This is a genomic window from Variovorax sp. SRS16, assembly GCF_901827165.1.
Classification (GTDB): Bacteria; Pseudomonadota; Gammaproteobacteria; order Burkholderiales; family Burkholderiaceae_C; genus Variovorax.
The window spans coordinates 429,572-449,773 of the sequence record NZ_LR594666.1 but is presented as its reverse complement, the minus strand read 5'-3'; the positions used below and the strand labels follow the sequence as shown (position 1 = coordinate 449,773).

Sequence of the window (20,202 nt, the reverse complement as noted above, 5' to 3'; positions counted from 1 at the left end):
GCGTGAGGGCGATCTATTTGTCGCCCGCTTTCGCGTTGACGAGTATTTCGGCCAGCTCCGGCATCAATGCCGAAGGCTTTTGTTGAAGCGCACTTTCCAGGGTTTCGTGGACGCCCTTGGCAATCGCAAGGGCGGCGCCACTCGCCTGCGCCGATGCGACGTAGTAGCCGATGTCCTTGAAGGCATTCGAGACGGTGAACTGAAGTCCTTTCGGGTCTCTCGACAGGAGAAAGGGCTTCAGCCGCTCGAGCGCCGTTCCTGCGCCGCCGCCCTGCGACAGGACCTGGATGAAGATCTCCGGCGCCACGCCCGCACGCTCTGCACAGGCGGCCGCCTCTGCGATCAGCGCCACCGATCCAAGGGACACATAGTTGTGAAGCAGCTTCATCCTGTGTCCCGATCCCACCGGCCCCACGTGCGTGATGTTCTCCGCGAAACAAGAAAGCAGCGGACGGCATTCGGCGATCACATCGGCATCCCCGCCGATCAGCAGATTGAGTCGCCCCTCGGCGGCTTCTTTCGGCGTGCGTGTCATGGCCGCGTCGATGAAGAGGCCATGGGCTTCATGCACCAACGCCGCCAGCCTTTCCGTCGACTCCGGAATGGCCGTCGAACAGTCGATGATCACGGTGCCCGGCCGCATGCCCTGCAGCACGCCGCCATCGGAAAGCAGCGCATCTTCGACCTGCGGCGAACCGGTGACGCACAGGAGCAGCACGTCCACCTCGGCGGCGAGGTCGCGGCCGCGCGCATGGCTTCGAGCGCCCGCGGCCTTCAATGCGTCAGTGGGCTGGTTTCCGGGATGCTCCAGGAACGAGAGCGAGTACCCGTGCTTGACGATGTTGGTGGCGATGCCATGGCCCATCAATCCGACACCGATCAATCCGATTTTCTTTGCAGTCATGTCTTTCCTTTGCAAGTGGGCTCAGCGCGCCGCGAGCGGACTGCGCGACAGCCCACCGGCACACACGTATTTGATCTCAAGGTAGTCGTCCACGCCGTACTTGGAGCCTTCGCGGCCGACGCCCGACTCCTTGATTCCGCCGAAGGGGGCAAGTTCCGTCGAGATCAGTCCCTCGTTGAGCCCCACGATGCCGACTTCCAGCGCCTCGGCCACTTGCCATGCGCGGGCGTAGTCCTGCGTATAGAAGTAGGCGGCCAGACCGAACGGCGTGTCGTTGGCCATGGCGATCGCTTCGTCGTCGGACTTGAAGCGCACCAGGGGAGCCACCGGGCCGAAGGTTTCCTCGTACATCAGCTTCGATTTCGGCGAGACGTTGGCGAGGATGGTCGGGGTAAAGAATCGCTTGCCGAGCCGATGCGAGGCACCACCCGTGATGACGGTCGCTCCCAGGGACACCGCATCGTCGATGTGCTCGCGCACCTTCGCGACGGCCGCGTCGTCGATCAGCGGCCCAAGATGGACGCCTTCGTCCATGCCATTGCCCACCACCTGCGCCTCGACGACGGTTTTCAGCTTGTTCGCGAAGCGTTCATAGATCCCGTCCTGCACGAAGATCCGGTTGGCGCACACGCAGGTCTGGCCCGCGTTGCGAAACTTGGAGGCCATCACGCCGGCGACCGCCGCATCGAGGTCGGCATCGTCGAAGACGATGAAGGGGGCATTTCCGCCCAACTCCATGGAGACCTTCTTCACGGTCGCGGCGCACTGCGCCATCAGCTGCTTGCCGACCTCGGTCGAGCCTGTGAATGACAGCTTTCGCACGGTCGGGTTGGACGTGAGTTCCTGCCCGATGGTGGCGGCCGACCCCGTCACCACGTTGATCACCCCGGGCGGAATGCCCGCCTCGAGAGCGAGTTGCCCGAGTGCCAGCGCGGAGTACGGCGTGGCCGAGGCCGGCTTGATGACGATGGTGCACCCTGCCGCCAGTGCCGCTCCCGCCTTGCGGGTGATCATCGCGTTGGGGAAGTTCCAGGGCGTGATGGCGGCCACCACACCCACCGGCTGCTTCAGCACGACGATGCGGCGGTCCATCGTTGCCGCGGGGATGACGTCGCCGTAGACGCGCTTGGCCTCTTCGGCGAACCACTCGATGAAGCTGGCGCCGTAGGCGATCTCTCCCTTGGCTTCCAGCAGCGGCTTGCCTTGCTCGAGCGTCAGCAGCATCGCAAGATCGTCCTGGTGCGCCATGCACAGATCGAACCAGCGCCGCATCAGCCGCGACCTTTCCTTGGCGCTGGTCTGGCGCCAGGGCGAGAGGGCCCGATCGGCTGCCTGAACGGCCGCGCGTACGTCCATGGCCGTCAGGCGCGGCACCGAGCCCAGCACGCTGTCGTCGGCCGGATTGATGACCTGAATGGTTTCGCCGCCGGAGGCATTGACCCATGCGCCGTCCACCAGGCATTGCTGACGAAAGAGTTCGGGATGTCGGAGGTTCATGATGAGCGAGGAGGTGATCAGCAAAGCAGGTTGTCCGGGGTTTCGCCGCGGTCCAGCGCCTCGACGCCATGGATCAGCAGCCAGCCCATCGCGTCGCGCGTCTCATGGGTCGCGCTTCCGATGTGCGGCGTGAGGAAGATGTTGTCCAATGTTCGATAGTCCGGATGGATGTCGGGCTCGTTCGCAAAGACATCCAGCCCGGCGCCACGCAGGCGACCGGATCGAAGCGCCTGCACCAGCGCAGCGTCGTCGATCAGATCGCCGCGCGAAATGTTCACGACCACCGCACCCTCCGGGAGCGCATCGAGTCGACGCGCATTGATCACGCCCCGCAGCGATGGCGTTCCCGGCGCTGCAATCATCAGGATGTCGCTGTGCGCAAGAAGGCTTTCAAGGGTCTCGTGATAGACCGCGCCCTCCTCTTGTTGCACACGCGTGCGATTGTGGTAGTGGATGGCCAGCCCGAAACCGCGCGCTCGCACGGCAATCGCGCGCCCGATGCGCCCCATGCCGAAGATTCCGAGGCGCTTTCCGACCAATCCCATGCCCAGCAATTGCGTGGGCGCCCATCCGGGCCACGACCCGCTGCGGACCATCCGATCGGCCTCGAAGCCGCGGCGGCATGCATTGAGCAACAGCAGCATGGCGACCTCGGCGCAGGCGTCGCTCAGCACTTCCGGGGTATGCAGCACCTTCACGCCCGCCTGGCGCGCCGCTTCGAGATCGATGTGATCGAATCCCACGGAGAGCGTCGCAATGACGCGCAGCGCCGGAGCGAGTTCCGCGATCACGGCCTTGTCCACCATCTCGGTGGCGCTGACGAACAGCAAGGCGCTGCCTCGTGCGCGCCGAGCGATCTCTGCGGGCGGCAGGATCGTGTCGTCTTCGTTGAGATCCAGCGCGAAACGTTCCCGCAAGGCGGCCTCGACCTTCGGTGTGTAGCGGCGACAAAGGAACGCCTTTGACTGGGGAGAAGACTGCATGGGTCCTAGGAGACATCGGCACCAGGCCAACAAAGTCATATTACAAATCCATCATACAACTTTGTCAATCCAAGGACGCCGGGTAGTATCCTTCGCTCAGCTTCGCAATGCTCTGTCCAGCCCATGGCGCCCACCCGCATCGACAACTCAAACGCTCGTCCAGACCCGGACGCCACCCTGGCAGACCGGGTCACCGATCTCATCGCGGCAGATATCCGCGGTCGTGCCTATCCCGTCAACACGCGGCTGCCGAGCGAGCAGTCCATGACCGAGCAGTACGGTGTCAGCCGCACCGTGGTGCGCGAGGCCATTGCACGATTGAGATCGGAGGGCCTGGTCGAGACGCGCCAGGGCAGCGGCACCGTGGTGCGGGATCCGAAGGGCGCGGACGCATTCCGGCTCGGCCTCGAACCGGCGGATACGCAAAAGGATCCGGCCCAGGGCGTGCTGCGAATCCTGGAACTGCGTCGCGGCATCGAGGCAGAGATGGCGGCGCTCGCGGCGCAACGGCGCACTGCCGGCGAGATGGCACAGATCCAGCAGGCGCTTCGTGCGATCGCAAGCGCGGTCAAGGGCGGTGGTGACGGCGTCGAGGAAGACCTTGCCTTTCACATCGCCATATCACGCGCAGCACACAACACGCACTACACCGAGTTGCTCGGTCTTCTCACGCGCGCCTTGCACGATGCCATCCGGCTCACGCGAACCAACGAGGCGCGACGGGCCGACCTGGCGGCGCAGGTCCTGGCCGAACACGAAGCCATCTGTGCGGCGATCCGCATGCGCGACGCACCGGCCGCGCGCACCGCTGCGTTCCTCCACATGCACAACACCGCCATCAGGATCGAGCAGGCCGACAAGGAGTTCTGGACCCGCGACAGTCGCGCGGCGGCGCGCCGCCTCGATCGTGCGTCCCTCAGCGATACCCACGAGCGCTTGCAGCTCAAGAAGGGTCGCCGGGCCTAGACTGGAATTCCGATGGCGTCATCGGAAGAATTCGCCTCATGGGTCTCGTTCGCTGCCTAGACTCGCCGGACAGACGCACCGAAACCATGAGCAACACCGACTATCGAAATCTTCTTTCGCTGCACGGGCAGGTCTTCGTCGTATTGGGCGCGGGTCAGGGCATCGGCGAGGAAGTCGTCCGGGCGCTGTCGCAATGCGGCGCGCGCGTGGTGTGCGTCGACTCGGTACTGGAACGGGCACAGCACGTGGCGTCCGCAAACAACGGCATCGCGCTCGCCGCCGACGTGACGAAGCCCGAGGAGATGGATCGCGTCTTCAGCGAAGCTTCGAAAGTCCAGGGCAGTGGACCGCTCGGCGTCGTCAATGTGGTCGGCATGGTCCTGCGCAATGAGCTGGCCTCGGAAGACACGGGAAGCTGGAAGCGTCAGTTCGAACTGGTGCTCGATCACGTGTGGCTCACTTTGCACTTCGGCGCGAAGGCCATGAAGGATCGAGGCGGCAACATGGTCTTCATCGGTTCCATCGCCGGCCATGTGGTGCGCAGCGGCGCAGCGCTCGCCTACGCCTCTGCCAAGGCGGGGCTGCATCACCTGGCGAAAGGCGCGGCGCAGGAATTGGCGCCTTCGGGCATTCGCGTGAACGTCGTGGCACCGGGGCTCACTCGAACGCCGCGGCTTGTCGCGAACAATTCTGCGGAGTACTGGAAGCAGGAGTCTTCCCGCATCCCGATGGGCCGTCCCGGGGAAACTTCCGATGTTGCGTCGGCAGTGCTTTACCTGGCATCGCCTTTGGCCGCCTATGTCACCGGCAATGTCATCGCTGTCGATGGCGGATCCTCACTCGGCGCAGTTGGAAGCTTTAAGCTCGCCGCCTCCTGAGCACGCAGGAAGAAAGCCGATGAAAGTGCTTTGCCATGGCCTTGTGCTGCCGAAGGCGGAAGCAATGCGCTAGAGAATGCGCGGCAATTGCGAGACGCGCTCCACCTCGATCTTCCTCACCAGCGCCAGCAATCGGGGGCCCCAGATATTTTCGAGATCCTCTTGAGAAACCAAGGTGGCCGACGCGGTGAGATTGAATGAAAAGCTCCGCGCATCATTGTGGGAGTGCACCGGAACGCCGACAGCACCGACCGAAGGCACATAGGGGCCTCCAACCTGCAGGCAAAAGCCACGGGTCTCCAGTTCTGCGAACGCAGCGAAGATCCTCGCCTTGACGCCGGGCCAGTCTGCGCCAGAGGCGCGCTCGAGCTCCGCCAAGGACCGCTTTCGCTCCAGCGGATTCATTCCACCGAGACAGGCCCAGCCCAAGGTCGTGCGAGCAACCGGGATTCGATAGCCTGCGACATAACTCGGAACGACAGGGGCATGGCCCTTGACGACCTCGAGATAAACCATCTCCAGCCCATCCATGGCCGCAAGACCCACCACGCCACCACATGCATGGGCCAACTCGACCATCAGGGGATGCGCGATCGTTTGAATGCCAATGGTCGCCATCATCGAAAATCCGAGTGACAGGACACCGGGTCCAAGCTGATAGCGCCCCAGATCTTCGACGTACAGCAGGTAGCCGAGTTCCTGCAACGTGAAGGTGAAGCGCGACATCGTGGAGGCGGGTATGCCTGTGCGCTCGGAAAGCTCGGTGTTTCCCAGAAACATATCCCCGGGACGAAATGCCCTCAAGATATCAAGTCCGCGCGCGAGGGCCGTATTGAATCGCGGATCGCTCCGCGCCGCGCTAGGCGCCGCGACGAGGCTCGACACAGGGCTTCTCTTCAGTTGCTTGCGTGCCATCCTGGACAACTCCGGTTTCTGCTTCGCACCCTGCTCATCGGGTCATCATATCTTTCGCGATGAGGTGCCGGGGCGATCGCATCTGACGCACAGACCCGCCGAACGGCCTGCCTGTCTAGAGTGAGAAAAGACGGCCAAACCCAGGACATGCGGTCGGCAGCCCTGCAAGACGCATGACATGCCAAAAACCAGCAGGTGCGCTCGACGTCACCGCGATGCCGAGCGTCCTTTCCAGGTTTGCGTGAAGCCCCAGGGTATTGAGACCTGTGCAGGAAATCAGAAGACCGTCAGCCTGCCCGGCTTTCGCAACCGCTCTATGAGACAGCTCGACAAGCGTCTCCGCCGGCACGGCTCGCATCGCATCGACGCCTCGTATCCCCAGGCCCTCGATGTCCGCAACCTCGAAGTGAAGGTCTTCCAGGTATTTTCGAAGTGCGAGGTTCAGTTCTTCGATGTAAGAAGTCACAACCGCCACCCTCTTCATCCCAAGCGCATGCATGCTGTCGACGATGGCATGGCTCATCGTCGTGCAAGGCACTTTCGTGACTTCGCTCATCTCGTCGCGGAGTTCGTCCGTGTATGCCGGACCTCGGTAGAAGGTCAGCGAGGTTCCCATCAGAATGATCTGCTGCGCGCCTGCATCGCTCAGAAGGCGCGACTTTTCCAGGACCCTGGCTTCCACCGCATCAAAACCAGACGGTGATATTTCTCCCACGCCAAGGCCCTGCGAAATGAAGCGAATCCCACGCCCCCCGTACAGCAGCTCTCCATCGGGCGGGATTCGGCCGGAACCCGGCGCGACGAGCAATCCTATGACACGAGGCTCCTGGGGCGATCCGACTTGATTGAGGTTTTTCAATTGATCATCCTGTTCATCCCGGCACCGAAGGCCCCGATACCCGAGTTTCACCTTCGGCCCGCATCAGCAACTCGAGAGAGGATCGACATCCAGCCTGGCGACGATGCCTTCGAGCGAAGATCGAGGCGCCGGATATCTGGCCATCACGAGAGGGTCATGGCCCGGAATGACATGCTGCGCTGAGTCTGCGAGCGCATTGACCCGGCTCCATCCGTCGACCATCTGCGGCAAGTCCGCCACGATGGGAAATGGCCGCCTGGCCTCGATGTTCTCGTAGTAGTGCGCCACATCGGAAGCCAGGACGACCCAGCCTCGCTGGGTGTGCACGCGAACGAACTGCATGCCTGGCGTATGGCCGCCTGCCAGGTGCAGGCTGATGCCGGGACATAGCTCGGTATCGCCTTGGCAGAACGTCACGCGCCCGGCGAAATTCAATCGAACGGCGCAAACCACATCCTCGCATTCGTAGGAATACGCGAGCACCCTTTCGCGCATGTGCCGCCCGCACGCAAACTGCATCTCGGCTTCTTGAACATGCACGCGAGCACCTGGAAACTTGGGCAGGTTGCCCGCGTGGTCGTAGTGCATGTGGGTGATGACCACGTCCTGAACTTCGGCGGCATCGATGCCGATCAGCCTCAAGGCGTCAGCCGGGCATCGAAGGTGCTCCCGGCCTCGAAGCAGTGCGACGGCCGATGAAAAACCGGTGTCCACGACGACTGTGCGGGTCTTTCCGACGATCGCCCAGACGTAGTAATCCATCGGCATCGACGCCTCGTGCGGATCGCCACCGATGAAATGATCGCGCCGCATCGCGGTTCGGGTCGCGTAGCGCATTGCGTAGACTTCGAATCGTGGCAAGTCGTTTTGCATGGGCCTGGTTCATCCGCAGCAGTCCGAACTTGGCCAGCAGCGCTCGCTGCTCGCGTTCGGCTTTCATGGCAAATGCCTGGAATTCTTCGTGGCCGCGGAAATGCGGCGCATAGCCATCCGGCTTCGCGCTCTCCGAGGGGCTAAAGACGTCCCTTGAGACTCGTGTCCGATGAAGTATAGAAGGCAGGCTATCGCCCGAGAGCGAGGCTTTTCGATGGTGCTATCGCTTTTTTTGGGGGCGGCGCCACAATCTTCGTTTTCGGACAGCGCGACAATCCCAGCCATGCCAGTCCAAATCAACATCACATTGCGGCAGATGCGGGCGTTTCTGACGGCCTATCGTCTTCGCAATCTCACGCATGCCGCTGATGCCATGAACATGACTCAGTCGGCCATGAGCGCCATGATCCGACAGTTCGAGGAGTCGCTGGGCATACGGCTGTTCGAGCGTACGCCCCGCGTTCTGCGGCCGACGAAGGCGGCAGAGAAAGCGTTTGCACAGGTCGAGGCGATCCTGGACAACGTGAACGCCCTGGGCGCAGACATGCAAGACCTCGCGGAGGTTCACGAGAGCGTGCTCGCATTCAGTTGTGCGCCCGCCCTCTCCGCCGGCGTCGTGCCGACGGTGTTGGCCAAGCTGCATCGAGCGGCTCCTGAAGTGAAGATCGTGTTCTACGACGCGGGCGATTCGAGCCTCATCAAGCGCGTGCTCGACGAAGAGGTGGAGTTCAGTCTGGGCTTCTTCCAGCATGAACCCGAAGCGGTCGCCAGCACGCCACTCGTGATGGACCATCTTTCTGTGGTTTGCCGGGCCGATTCCGCTCTGGCTGCCAGAGAGCGGGTGACCTGGGAGGATCTTGTCTCGGAGCCGATCATCAATCTGTCCAGAGGTGTGAAAGTACATCAGCTGATCAGCGAAGCACTCTCCACTGCAGGCCGGGCTTATCGACCTGCCTACGAGATTTCATTCATCCATACGGCCCTCGCCTTGGCGGCCCAAGGGATGGGGCTCGTTGTGCTGCCCGGCTACCTGATCAAGGGCAACCCCCATGTGGGAACCTTGGTTGCGAAGAAGCTGCATGATCCGGTGATCGAGAGAAGCCTTCTGATTCACACCCGGCAGGGCCATACGCTCTCGGCTGTTGCCGTCGAGTTCATCGACATGCTGAAGGAGCATCTCGCCAGCCTGGGCTAGTTCAAGAGGCATGCGCCATTGCCGCAGCCGATGATGTCATCGGTATTTTTCGCCTTGGCCGCGCGACGTCGCTCCTACACTGCGCCACTCCCTCTCTTGAGTCAGCCTCGGAAAGCAAAATGACGACGAATCTACCTTCACGGGAACTTGGAACCTCCGGCCTGAAAGTGTCAGCCCTGGGCTTGGGGTGCATGGGAATGACAGCCGGCTACGGCCCGTCCGACCGCGGGCAAAGCATTGCCGTGCTGCATGAAGCAGTGGAGCGTGGCGTCAATTTCTTTGATACGGCTGAAGGCTATGGGCCCTATGCCAACGAAGAGCTCATCGGCGAAACCTTGGCGTCCGTACGGAGCAAAGTCATCCTTGCGACGAAGTTCGGCTATTCATATGGCATCGGAGGTGTCCGCACGGGTCTCGACAGTCGGCCCGAGAACATCCGCAGAGTCGTTGAAGGTTGCCTTCAGCGGCTGCGCACCGATGTGATCGATCTGTTCTATCAGCATCGGGTCGATCCGAAGGTGCCGATCGAAGATGTCGCGGGAGCGGTCGGCGACCTGGTGAAGCAAGGGAAGGTGCGGTTCTTCGGGCTCTCCGAAGCAAGCGCGGCGACCCTCCGAAGAGCGCACGCGGTGCATCCGGTTGCCGCATTGCAAACCGAATACTCGCTGTGGACGCGCGAGGCCGAAGACGAGATCTTCTCCACGCTCGAGGAGATCGGCGCTGGGTTCGTGGCCTACAGCCCTCTCGGCCGCGGATTCCTCACCGGCACCGTCGACGCAACGACCGTCTTCGATCCCACCGACTTCCGAGCAGGCAATCCGAGATTCGTTGGCGAGAATCGCGAGAAGAATGTGCAAGCTGTCGCGGTGTTGGGTCAGCTGGCGAAAGACAGAGGCATCACCGTGGCACAGCTCGCCCTTGCCTGGGTCCTCGCGCAAAAGGACTGGATCGTCCCCATCCCGGGAACGCGGCGCGTGGAACGTCTGAAAGAGAACCTGGCCGCGCTGGATGTCCGCCTCAGCGCGGATGAAGCCGCGCAGATCGCGCGCGTTGTTGCCGAAACAGGTGTTACCGGACCTCGCTATGGCGCCGCCGTGATGGCCCAGATCGATCGCTGACTCGCATGCAGACTCCGATCGACATGTCGCAAGAACAAACGCCTGCTGGAACGGATCGCCGCCGATATCGCATCGCAACCATCGACGGCGACGGCATTGGTCCCGAGGTGTGCCAGTCTGCGGTGGCCGTGTTGCGCGAAGCGTGCGGCAGCGGATGGCTCGACTTCGAAGCTCTCGATGGCGGCGCTGGCCAGTACACGCGCACCGGCGAGGTCTTGCCCGCGGCCACCGAGACCGTCTGCCGTTCGGCGGACGCGATCCTGCACGGCGCGGCGGGTCTGCCGGGCGTCACCTATGCCGACGGCACCGAGGTGGGGAACGACCTTCACCTGATGCTGCGCTCACGGCTCGACCTCTACGCCAACGTCAGGCCCATCAAGCTGTATCCGGGCGTTGATGGCCCGCTCAAGCGATGGTCCCCGGGCCAGATTGACTATGTCATCGTTCGCGAGAATACCGAAGGTCTCTATGCCAGCCGAGGCGCGGGGATCAATCTTCGTGGAGAGGTCGTGACGGACAGCCTGGTCATGACGCGCAAGGGCGTCGAGCGGGTCGCACGATTCAGTTTTGCGCTCTCACGCCAGCGAAACGGAGCGCCTCGCGATGGAAAGCGTCGCCTGACCGTCTGCGACAAGGCCAACATCCTGAGAAGCTATGCGTTCTTTCGAGCCGTGACGACCGAGGTCTCCGCTGAGTTCTCCGATGTCGAGCTGGACTACGCCTACGCGGACGCCATCACGGTCCACATGCTGCGCAAGCCCGACTTCTACGACATCATCGTGGCCGAGAACATGTTCGGCGACATCATTTCCGACCTGGGTGCCGGCACCATCGGCGGACTCGGGATGGCGCCGTCGGCAGAAGTCGGTGACCAGTACGGCTTGTTCCAGGGTGCCCACGGATCTGCGCCCGACATCGCCGGTCAGGATGCAGCGAATCCATTCGCGACCATTCTCTCCGGCGTCATGATGTTGCGCTGGCTCGCTCAACAGCACGCGGATCCACGCCTGCTCGCGGCCGCGGACCGCATCGATGCCGCCGTGGCTCAGGTACTGGAAGACGGGCGCTCTGTGCCGAGAGACATCGGGGGCACCGCAAGGTGCAGCGAGGTCACCCATGCCGTTTGCAGGGCTCTGAAATAGTTCACGCCGCAAAGGGCCTGTCCGCGGCTGCGGACAGGCCCGCGATCCTCATGCGAGTGGCGAGCATTCCGCAGGTTCGAGCAGCTGTGTCTGCTGGCGGATGAGACGCTCCCGTCCTCCTGAAGGCGGCCACCATCCTTCCCGATCGAGCTCCTCGCGGACTGCCGCGCGATGGTCCATGTCGCGATAGGCCCACAGATGAACCCATTCATTGAGTGCGCCGAACTCGGAGGTGCCGCAGAACACGAGCGGCGACAGCTTCTGGCGTCTGTCGATGAGCGGCGACCAATCGCGCACGCAATCTGCGGGACCACCCGGCAGATAGGTCTCCACGCACAACTCGTACACCTGGCCGTGCCGCGCGGGCAGCATCGGCGGCGAGAAGGGCGCGGGCAGAAGGATGGTGGCCTTCATCTCGAGCAGGATGGGTCTGAGGGGCGGCGGCCATTTGCCCGGCTGAATCATCTTGGCGCGGACGTCCATCCGCTCTTCGATGGATTCATACGGCCACATGTGAACGGCCGTGTCGAGCTGCCCGGTCGTCGTGTGCCACAGGCCTCCCAGAGGGCCCAGCGGCGTTCTGTGGGGCAAGTGCTCGCGGAACAGGCTTTCCAGCGTGGGGACGGTACCCGGGCGCAGCTGATAGGTGCGCATCTCGACAATCATGATGTTTCCTTCTTTCAATGTGATGCGGAGACCGCTTCGGCGATGGCCTTGCCCAGATCCTGTGTGCCGGCCCTGCCGCCCATGTCGCGCGTGAGCGGCGCATGCTGGGGACCGGCCTCGAGCACCTTCTCGAATGCAGACACGATCGTCGCCGCCGCGTCCGGATGGCCCAGATGCTCCAGCATGAGCGCCCCGCTCCAGATCTGGCCGATCGGATTGGCGATGCCCTTGCCCGCGATATCCGGCGCGGAGCCGTGCACGGGCTCGAAGAGACTGGGAAGCATCCGCTCCGGATTGATGGATGCAGAGGGTGCAATGCCGATCGTGCCGGCGCAGGCCGGACCGAGGTCGGACAGAATGTCTCCGAAGAGATTGCTGGCCACGACCACGTCGAACCAATCGGGATGCTGCACGAAATGCGCGGTCAGGATGTCGATGTGATATTGGTCGGTTCGCACCTCCGGATACTTGGCCGCCATCTGCCTGAAGCGCTCGTCCCAGTACGGCATGCTGACCGCGATGCCGTTGGACTTCGTGGCCGAAGTCACATGCCTGTCCGGGCGGCCGGATGCCATTTCGAAGGCGTATTTCAGGATGCGATCGACGCCGACGCGCGTCATGACCGTTTCCTGGAGGACGAACTCGCGGTCCGTGTCGGGAAACGCGCGTCCACCGATGCTTGAATACTCGCCTTCCGTGTTCTCTCGCACGACAACGAAGTCGATGTCTCCGGGTCCGCGATCGGCCAGCGGGCTCCTCAGGCCCGGCATGGTCTTGACGGGCCGCATGTTGACGTATTGATCGAAGCCCCGGCGAAACAGCATCAAGGACTGCCACAACGCGACATGGTCGGGAATGCCTTGCGGCCAGCCGACGGCACCGAAGTAGATCGAATCGAAGCCCGCGAGCTGATCGAACCAGTTCTCGGGCAGCATGCGTCCATGCTTGGCGTAATAGTCGTAGCTCGAGAAGTCGAACCATTTCCACTCGATCTCGATGCCCCGCTTGCGCGCGACCGCATCGACGACACGCACCCCTTCCGGGACGACTTCCTTGCCGATTCCGTCACCGGGAATCACTGCGATTCTGTGTTTGCTCACGTTCATTCCTCGGCGGGGTATTGGGAGGTGTGGTGCTCTGCGTAGGGCTTCCAGCTGTCGCCCTCGCCGATGTCGCGATCAAAACCGATCATGTGAGTCAGGTCCCCGTAGTCGACACCGAATGGATCCTTGCCTTCTTCCGACAATTGAACGGATTCCAGCAGGCGCTGACGCAGCCGCACGATCGCAGCGTCTGCCGCCACCAGATGCTCCGTGCTGCGGTCGTAGACCGGCCCCATGGACGTGGAGATGACGGCGTCTTCCTGCGTGATGCCATGGAAGCCGCTCCAGCTCTCCTTGTCGCGCATGGCCGCCCGATCCTGGCCGAAGTAGTCGTCCCACGTTGCCGTGAATTGATCGTTCTTGTAGAAGCGCTCCTCTTGCAGGCCGGAACGCTTGCGACGCTCGTCGAGGTTCAACGCTCTGGTCTCGCTCGCATCGACGAGGTAGCTTGCCGTCGTGGTGTCGTCGAGCGGCGTGTCGAACACGGTGGTGTAGAAATCCGGAAACTGGATGATCCGGCCGTTGGGCATGAACAGCGGGACCAGGCGCACGTTGCGCGTGGAATCGTTGACGCGGCGGATACCCACGTAGTGGAATCCGAAGCCGGTGTTCTCGATCTCGAGCTTCGGCGACATGTCGTCCCACGCGGAGCTCACCATGTCGTTGATCTCCGGTGCCTTGCCACCGCCTTCGGCAAGCCAGCCCGGACGCGTCACGTTGCTGTGCAGGATGCCCACGTGGGAGCTGTCGGTGCCGCCTTCCCACATCTGAAGGTAGTTGGCCTTCACGACCAGCTTGAGGACGATGCGGTTGGCCTCGGGGACCTTGTCGTAGGCGAAATTCCGGAAGGGCGGCTCTTTCTCCGCTGGGCCGATGTAAGTCCAGATCAGGCCGGACTGCTCGCGCACCGGATAGGCCCTGGCCTTGAGGCGCTCCTTCACCCTCGCGTCGGCATGGTTCGGCGTATCGAGCAAGGTGCCGTCCACCGCGAATTTCCAGCCATGGTAGATGCAGCGGATACCACCTTCCTCGACCCGCCCGATGGCCATCGATGCGCCGCGGTGAAGGCACAGCTCGTCCAGCACGCCCACCTTGCCGCCGGTGTCGCGAAAGACGACGAAGGTCTCGCCCAGAAGCTTGGCGCGAATCGGGTCGCAGTCCGGATGCGGCAACTCCGAAGAGGACGCAATGGGGTGCCAGTAGCGACGCATCATGGTTCCCATCGGGGTTCCTTTTCCGACGCGCGTCAGCCTTTCGTTCTGTTCCTTGTTCAGCATGGTGATCCTTCTCAGATGGAGTGTGTGGATTTCGAATTCAAAGGTCGAGCACCAGGCGCGAAGACTTCGCGCCGGAACAGCAGATCAGCATCGTGCTGTTGGATGCCTTCTGCTTGGCGCTCAGTACGCTGTCATGGTGATCCGGGACGCCATCCAGCACCGGGACTTCGCAGGAACCGCAGATGCCTTCCATGCAGGAATACGGCACGTCGATGCCCGCCTCGAGAATGGCGTCGAGAACCGTCTTGCCGTGGCCAACGCGCAGCGTCTTCTGCGACTTCGCGAGAACAAGCTCGAGGCCATCGGCGGTGATCGGCGCGTCCTTGGCCTTGAAGTATTCGACGTGCACGCACTCCGGCGGCAGGTGGCTGCAGGCAGCCTCGAAGGCCTGCAGCATGGGAGTCGGTCCGCAGCAATACACATGCGTACCCGCGCCGACGTTCTCGCTCACCAGCTTCCTGATGTCCAGCAAACCGCGCTCGTCGTCGAAGTGAAGATGGACGCAGGCGGCATGCCGCCTGCCGAGTGCTTCGAAATCCTTCGAGAACGCAGCGTTCGCGCGCGACCGCGACGCATAGAAGACCTTGACGGGACGGCCGAGTCGCTCCAGACGCTGGGCCATGCACCAGATCGGCGTGACGCCGACGCCGCCCGCGATCAAGACCGTGTCCGAGGCGCTCTCGTCCAGCGGAAAGTGATTCGCTGGGACACCGACCTTGAGCAGTTGGCCGACGTGCAGCTTGTCGTGCATGTAGGCCGATCCCCCGCGGCTGTTCACGTCGCGGGCGACCGTGACGACATAACGGTGCGTCTCCGAGCTTTCGTTGCTCAGGGAGTAGCTGCGGATGAGTCCATTCGGCAGATGAACGTCGACGTGTGCACCCGGCGCAAAGGCGGGGAGCGGGGCGGCGTCCGGATGCTGAAACTGGAAGGACGCAATAGCTTCCGCCTCGTATCGGATGGCCGACAATCTCAAGGATTGAACTTCGGAAGTCATGATCAGGAACTCAAACGGTGCAACAGAACGGCAGCGCCGCCGGTCTTCTGAAAGAAGAGAAGCTTGACCAAGTGACGGTCGAGTGCGTCGGCATGTTCGGGGAGCCAGTCGAGCAGCTGCTGTGCAAATCGAAACGCAACGCCGGGCCTGCCCGCCTCGATGGCCGCACGCACTTCCTGGAAGGACTGGCGAACGGCTGCGTGCTCGCTGATGTGGCACTCCTTGGAAGAGAATTCATTCAGCGCCATCAAGGCTTCTTCCATGGCGAAGTGATCGAGGACATGCGCATGCAGCACATCGAATGCTTCCAGCATCGACCGCGGATCGGCAGTGCGCAGGCTCCGTACCAACGCATGGATTTCGTCATGTTGACCGTCCAGGCGCGTATCGCCGAGGCGAGGAATCCCGGCGCTCTGGGCGTCCGAGAAGATGGGCGCCGGATGCGGATGACTCAGTATGTGGGACAAGCTAGGCATCCTTCCAGTTCGTTGAATGCCTTAAATTGTCGGCCGCGGCCAGTGGCGGCAAAAGCGATGAATTCCGGTGACACCATCAAAATTGGTGTTGGTGCTGCCCGAGTTATCAGCGCGAAGATCTTCCAGTGCCATTGCCAATGCAATGGACAGGAATTGCGCTTTCAGGGCCAATTGCGGCGCGCCAGCGATTTGGCAACCCGACCCGCGGAGTCGAAGAAAGCGCCTGTCGAGACGCGGTCCGACTGGAAGTCAGCGTTTGTTGGCCATGCCGAAGCGCGTCAGCAGTTCGCGCTGCTCGACGTTCGAGCGCGCGACGAAGGCGGTGAACTCGGCGGTTCCCATGTAGCGTGCGTGCTGGTCCGCGCGCTGAAGCAAAGCCGTCATCGCGGGTTGCTCGAGCGCGAACTTGAAGGCGTCGTGGATGGATGCCACGACTTCGGGAGGCATTCGCGCAGGACCGCCGAGTCCGATGGGACTGTCGATCGACAGCTGGTAGCCCAGGTCTCGCATCGTCGGCACGTCCGGCCAGGTCTGCATCCGCTGATTCGCCGCCACGGCCAGATAGCGGGCCTTGCCGGCACGCACGAACGCGCTGCTGCTGATCACGGTGTCGACGGAAAAGTCGATCTGGCCGCCCAGCAAGGCCGTCATGCTCTCGCTGCTGCCCTTGTAGCCGATCGCCTGCCAGGACACGTGCTCCTTCGCTGCGATCTCCTCGACGAACAAATGGGCACTCTGCCCGAGCCCGGGAGGCGCACCATAGGAAATCCGATTCTGGTTGGCTTTGCCATAGGCCAGCAATTCCGACCATGATTTGAACGGCGACTCCGCATTCACCACCACGGCGAAGATGTTGTCGACGAGGTTGATGATGTACGTGAAGTCCCGCATCGGGTCGTAGTCGACCGGCGTGAAGACCGGCTGTCGCCACAAGGACGTATTGATCTGGCCGATGGTGTAGCCGTCGGGCGCCGCGTTCTTCATCAGCAGAAAGCTGGTGACGCCGGCCGCGCCGGGACGGTTCTCGATGATCACGGGCTGGCCGAGCTTCTTCTCGGCATCGACAGCGGCGACACGCATCACCTGGTCCGTGATGCCGCCCGGCGGGAAGCCGACGATGAGGCGCAAGGGATGATTGGGAAACGACGCTGCTGCGGCCGTGGCTGCGGCAGTGCGCGGCAGCACGCCTGCCACCGACGCGGCCGATGCGAAGCTCAGCAACCGGCGCCGGGAAATCTGCTTGTCCATCGGAATGGGCCTCCGAGCTAGTGCATCGAGCCGCCGCCGTCCACCGCCAGCACGCTGGCCGTCATGAACGAAGACTCCTCGGACATCAGGAACAGCAGCGCGTCGGCGAGTTCCTGCGGCCGGCCCATCCGGCGGATGAGGCGCCGGTCCATCAGCTTCTCGAACTGGGCCGGCGTGAACAGTGCGCCGTGGGTGGCATTCGCCACCAGCGGCGTATCGATGAGTCCAGGACAGACGACGTTGACTCGGATGTTGTCGGCCGCGAGGTCGACAGCAATGGCCTTGCTCATCACGATGAGCGCGCCCTTGGATGCGCCGTAAGCCGTTCGGCCTTCGGTGGGCCGCAGCGCCAGGCCGGAGGAGACATTGACGATCGCGCCGCCGCCGGCCTTGCGCATCCACGGCACCGCGGCCTTGCACACCAGGAACGGGCCGATCAGGTTGACGTTCAGGTCCGTCATCAACACCTTCAGCGTCGTCTCGTCGAAAGACTTGCGTGTGCCGATGCCCGCCACATTGGCCAATCCATCCAGGCCATCCAGTTTCTCGCCGGCTTCGGCCACGGCGGTCGCCACCTGCGCCTCATCGCTGACGTCGGCCTTCAAGGCGATCGCGGCCGGAAGCTGCGCGGCCAGGGCCTCCAATGCGGCGGGGTTGCGATCGATGACCGCGACCCGGGCACCTTCGCCGAGAAAGCGCCGAGTGGCCTCGAGTCCGATGCCGGAGGCGCCCCCGGTGACGAGGATGCGCCTGTTTGCAAGTCTCATGTTCTTCTACCCATCGTTTCGTGCCTCGATCGTAGGAAGGCGGCACGCCGGCAGCAAACGACTCTTGCGCATGGCAACATGAAGAAACGGAATGGGTGTGACAGGCGCGCTCCTCGGGCATCCACCCTTTCACCCGCCCGGCGAGTGTGAAATGCTCGGTGCATGGATCCCAAAGTTCAACAGTTGCGCGCGTTCTACTACGCCTATCGCCTGCGCAGCTTCACCAAGGCCGGCGAAGAACTCCACCTCACGCAATCGGCAGTGAGCCGGTTGACGCAGCAGTTCGAGGAAGTACTGGGTCTGCGCCTCTTCGACCGCACCAAGAGCGCGCTGCAGGCGACGGAAGCCGCCGAGGAAGCGATCCTGATCGTCGAGCGAATCCTGAGCGACGTCGACTATCTCAAGACCAGTCTCAAGGGGCTGGCCGAGAAGCGACGCGGCCACGTCAGCTTTGCGATCACGCCGATGCTTGCCGCGAACGTGGCGCCCGATGTGCTGAGCGAATTCGAAGCGCTGTGGTCGAACCTCGAGGTGTCGATGCTGGATGCGCCGCCCGATCGCCTGCTCGAACTCGTCTTGAACGAGGCGGTGCAGTTCGGCATTTCCACCTTGGGAGAGCGGCGCTCCGATCTCGAATACACCTTGCTGCATTCGGATCATCTGTGCCTGATCTGCCGTCCGGATTCGGTCTTTGCCCAGCGAGGAGATGCCACCTGGAGCGAGCTGCGGCACGAGCGAGTGATCGTGGTCACCGGCGGCACGGGCTGGCCCGACTTCCTGCGCCCGGGATTGGCCGAAGGCGAAGAGATCCACCCGCGCTACCGCGCCTCTTACTCGTCGACCGCCCTCGCCCTGACGGCCAAGGCGCTGGGCGTGGCCGTCATGCCGTCCTTCATGATCTACGGACAGCCCAACGATCCGGGTCTGGTGGCGATACCTCTGCGCGAGCCACTGGTCAGTCGCAACCTCTATGTCGTCACCAAGAGCAGACGCTCCCTCTCGCCCGGCGCGCGGGCATTGGCAGATCTTTTCAAGGAACACCTCGTTCGCCTGAGCGCATCGGCCGGCTAGGGCATTCACTTGCGGCTGTCCGAAGCGGCGAATCAGTCGCCACTCGATCCGCATGGAGCCTGGCCAGGAATCGGTCGACCACGGGCTCGATGCGCTGCGGCGCGTCGAAAGCACCGAAGTGCGCGCTGTTCTCCAGCACGACGAAGTCTGCCTTCAAGGCATCGGCGAGTTCCTTCGAAACCGCGACCGGGATGCTGGCATCGCGATCCCCCGCAACGACGAGCGCGGGCATCGTGAGCCTGGACAGGACACTCAGATGGTCCAGTTCCGAAATTGCTTCCCAGTTGACGCTCCAGCTGTGCCAGTCGTTCAGTGCGAGTTTCGCGCAGCACCTTTCGACGAGCTCCGACGGAGTGTCTGACGCAAACCAGCGGGCTGCGGTGGATTCAATGACTTCTGACGACATGTCGCCGCGGCGGGAGCTATCGCCCCGCGACCGAATGGCCGCACGCGAAGCCTCTGGAAATCCTCCTGCCGTCGCGCAAAGCACCAATCCCTGCACCCGATCGGGCGCTGCGATGGCCATGCTCTGGGCCACCATGCCGCCCATCGACACGCCCATGACGACCGCCGATGCGAGGCCCTCTGCCTCGATGACTTCCAGCACTGCGCACGCATGGTCCGCCAGCGAGACGGACCCCCGGATCGGGCCCGATTCACCGTGACCCAGCATGTCTGCGGCGATGACCCGATATCGCGGGAGCCAATGCTGCATATAAGGCGCCCACAAGGAGCGATCCATGCCGATGGGATGCAGCAGAACCAGGGCCGGACCATCGCCGCCGATGCTGTAGGCGAGGCTGCCCCTCGTGCGGAACTGAACTTGCACGGCATTCATGGCACCTGCGTTCCCTCGGGAGAGCCCCTGGCCTGCATCACCACTGCCTTGGCACGGCGCAGGCCCTCCGCGGCGATCGGAATGCCAGCGTAGACGCCAGCCTGCAGCACGATCTCCGCGATCTCGGCTTCCGTGACACCGTTGTTGAGCGCGCCTCGCACATGAACCTCGAACTCGTGCCAACAGCCCATGGCGGCCAGCATGGCAATGTTGATCATGCTCCGTGTCGATCGCTCGAGCCCCGGCCGCGTCCAGACATTGCCCCAGCAGAAGTCCTCGGTGAATGCGGTGAATGTGCTATCGAAAATGGAAGGCTGGGCATCGGGCTGCACGTGGGCAACGCCCAGCACCTCGCGGCGCACCTTGGCGCCGGCGGCGCGACGTTGCGAGATCGTCATGTCTGTCATCAATTTCTCCGATTTTGAATGA

At 63.0% G+C, this 20,202-nt stretch carries 21 protein-coding genes; 6 read left to right on the top strand and 15 right to left on the bottom strand.

The genetic code is table 11. From position 1 onward, the window contains the following. Positions 1-13 precede the first annotated feature (13 nt). Genes E5P2_RS02205 through E5P2_RS02195 form a run of 3 tightly spaced genes read right to left on the bottom strand, consistent with a single transcriptional unit; the run spans position 14 to position 3,384 of the window. Entirely contained in the window at positions 14-904 is an 891-nt protein-coding gene (locus E5P2_RS02205; RefSeq protein ID WP_162565538.1) for an NAD(P)-dependent oxidoreductase, read from the bottom strand. Between the two features lie 21 nt (positions 905-925). After that, positions 926-2,401 carry an NAD-dependent succinate-semialdehyde dehydrogenase gene (locus E5P2_RS02200; protein ID WP_162565537.1) on the bottom strand — a complete coding sequence of 492 codons (1,476 nt, stop codon included), beginning with the start codon at positions 2,399-2,401 and terminating at the stop codon, positions 926-928. 17 nt (positions 2,402-2,418) lie between these two features. Continuing rightward, positions 2,419-3,384, bottom strand: a complete 966-nt coding sequence (locus tag E5P2_RS02195) for a 2-hydroxyacid dehydrogenase (protein WP_162565536.1) — start codon at positions 3,382-3,384, stop codon at positions 2,419-2,421. Between the two features lie 123 nt (positions 3,385-3,507). Between E5P2_RS02195 and E5P2_RS02190 the strand changes: the two genes are divergently transcribed. Together E5P2_RS02190 and E5P2_RS02185 are read left to right on the top strand one after the other, a co-directional pair. Next, positions 3,508-4,350: a FadR/GntR family transcriptional regulator gene (locus E5P2_RS02190; protein ID WP_162565535.1), complete on the top strand. Its 843-nt coding sequence runs from the start codon at positions 3,508-3,510 to the stop codon at positions 4,348-4,350. 86 nt (positions 4,351-4,436) lie between these two features. After that, positions 4,437-5,228 (top strand): SDR family NAD(P)-dependent oxidoreductase, encoded by a 792-nt coding sequence (locus tag E5P2_RS02185; RefSeq protein WP_162565534.1) that lies wholly within the window; start codon positions 4,437-4,439, stop codon positions 5,226-5,228. Between the two features lie 69 nt (positions 5,229-5,297). Here the strand turns inward: E5P2_RS02185 and E5P2_RS02180 are convergent, their stop codons facing one another. The 3 genes from E5P2_RS02180 to E5P2_RS02170 form a co-directional block, all read right to left on the bottom strand. Next, on the bottom strand, positions 5,298-6,143 hold the full coding sequence (locus E5P2_RS02180) for an IclR family transcriptional regulator (protein WP_162565533.1): 846 nt from the start codon (positions 6,141-6,143) through the stop codon (positions 5,298-5,300). Between the two features lie 115 nt (positions 6,144-6,258). Then, positions 6,259-7,002, bottom strand: a complete 744-nt coding sequence (locus E5P2_RS02175; RefSeq protein WP_162565532.1) for an aspartate/glutamate racemase family protein — start codon at positions 7,000-7,002, stop codon at positions 6,259-6,261. 63 nt (positions 7,003-7,065) lie between these two features. Continuing rightward, positions 7,066-7,875, bottom strand: a complete 810-nt coding sequence (locus E5P2_RS02170; RefSeq protein WP_162565531.1) for an N-acyl homoserine lactonase family protein — start codon at positions 7,873-7,875, stop codon at positions 7,066-7,068. 283 nt (positions 7,876-8,158) lie between these two features. On the opposite strand from E5P2_RS02170, the gene E5P2_RS02165 reads away from it, so the two are divergent. From E5P2_RS02165 to E5P2_RS02155, 3 genes are all read left to right on the top strand, one after another. Continuing rightward, complete coding sequence (locus tag E5P2_RS02165) at positions 8,159-9,070, top strand: LysR family transcriptional regulator (RefSeq protein WP_162565530.1); 912 nt, start codon at positions 8,159-8,161, stop codon at positions 9,068-9,070. A 119-nt stretch (positions 9,071-9,189) separates the two neighbouring features. Further along, complete coding sequence (locus E5P2_RS02160) at positions 9,190-10,188, top strand: aldo/keto reductase (protein ID WP_162565529.1); 999 nt, start codon at positions 9,190-9,192, stop codon at positions 10,186-10,188. A 5-nt stretch (positions 10,189-10,193) separates the two neighbouring features. Beyond that, entirely contained in the window at positions 10,194-11,330 is a 1,137-nt protein-coding gene (locus tag E5P2_RS02155) for an isocitrate/isopropylmalate dehydrogenase family protein (RefSeq protein WP_232080553.1), read from the top strand. A gap of 48 nt (positions 11,331-11,378) precedes the next feature. Here E5P2_RS02155 and E5P2_RS02150 read toward each other — a convergent pair whose 3' ends face one another. The 7 genes from E5P2_RS02150 to E5P2_RS02120 form a co-directional block, all read right to left on the bottom strand. Further along, positions 11,379-11,996, bottom strand: coding sequence for an NIPSNAP family protein (locus E5P2_RS02150; RefSeq protein WP_162565528.1), 618 nt, complete (start codon positions 11,994-11,996; stop codon positions 11,379-11,381). A gap of 14 nt (positions 11,997-12,010) precedes the next feature. Then, entirely contained in the window at positions 12,011-13,096 is a 1,086-nt protein-coding gene (locus E5P2_RS02145; RefSeq protein WP_162565527.1) for a tartrate dehydrogenase, read from the bottom strand. 2 nt (positions 13,097-13,098) lie between these two features. Continuing rightward, entirely contained in the window at positions 13,099-14,376 is a 1,278-nt protein-coding gene (locus tag E5P2_RS02140; RefSeq protein WP_162565526.1) for a Rieske 2Fe-2S domain-containing protein, read from the bottom strand. 37 nt (positions 14,377-14,413) lie between these two features. Further along, on the bottom strand, positions 14,414-15,376 hold the full coding sequence (locus E5P2_RS02135; protein ID WP_443083544.1) for a PDR/VanB family oxidoreductase: 963 nt from the start codon (positions 15,374-15,376) through the stop codon (positions 14,414-14,416). Beyond that, positions 15,376-15,840 carry a bacteriohemerythrin gene (locus E5P2_RS02130; protein ID WP_162565524.1) on the bottom strand — a complete coding sequence of 155 codons (465 nt, stop codon included), beginning with the start codon at positions 15,838-15,840 and terminating at the stop codon, positions 15,376-15,378. Before E5P2_RS02130 ends, E5P2_RS02135 begins: the two co-directional genes overlap by 1 nt. A 258-nt stretch (positions 15,841-16,098) precedes the next feature. Beyond that, positions 16,099-17,097, bottom strand: coding sequence for a tripartite tricarboxylate transporter substrate binding protein (locus E5P2_RS02125; protein WP_162565523.1), 999 nt, complete (start codon positions 17,095-17,097; stop codon positions 16,099-16,101). Between the two features lie 17 nt (positions 17,098-17,114). Beyond that, entirely contained in the window at positions 17,115-17,864 is a 750-nt protein-coding gene (locus E5P2_RS02120; protein ID WP_162565522.1) for an SDR family NAD(P)-dependent oxidoreductase, read from the bottom strand. A 162-nt stretch (positions 17,865-18,026) separates the two neighbouring features. Here E5P2_RS02120 and E5P2_RS02115 point away from each other — a divergent pair, with 162 nt between their 5' ends. Then, complete coding sequence (locus tag E5P2_RS02115) at positions 18,027-18,935, top strand: LysR family transcriptional regulator (RefSeq protein ID WP_162565521.1); 909 nt, start codon at positions 18,027-18,029, stop codon at positions 18,933-18,935. On the opposite strand, the gene E5P2_RS02110 is transcribed toward E5P2_RS02115, so the two are convergent. Together E5P2_RS02110 and E5P2_RS02105 are read right to left on the bottom strand one after the other, a co-directional pair. Further along, positions 18,895-19,773 carry an alpha/beta fold hydrolase gene (locus E5P2_RS02110; protein ID WP_162565520.1) on the bottom strand — a complete coding sequence of 293 codons (879 nt, stop codon included), beginning with the start codon at positions 19,771-19,773 and terminating at the stop codon, positions 18,895-18,897. The two genes, E5P2_RS02115 and E5P2_RS02110, sit on opposite strands and share 41 nt — an antisense overlap. Beyond that, positions 19,770-20,180, bottom strand: coding sequence for a carboxymuconolactone decarboxylase family protein (locus E5P2_RS02105; RefSeq protein ID WP_232080552.1), 411 nt, complete (start codon positions 20,178-20,180; stop codon positions 19,770-19,772). Before E5P2_RS02105 ends, E5P2_RS02110 begins: the two co-directional genes overlap by 4 nt. Between the last annotated feature and the right edge of the window lie 22 nt (positions 20,181-20,202).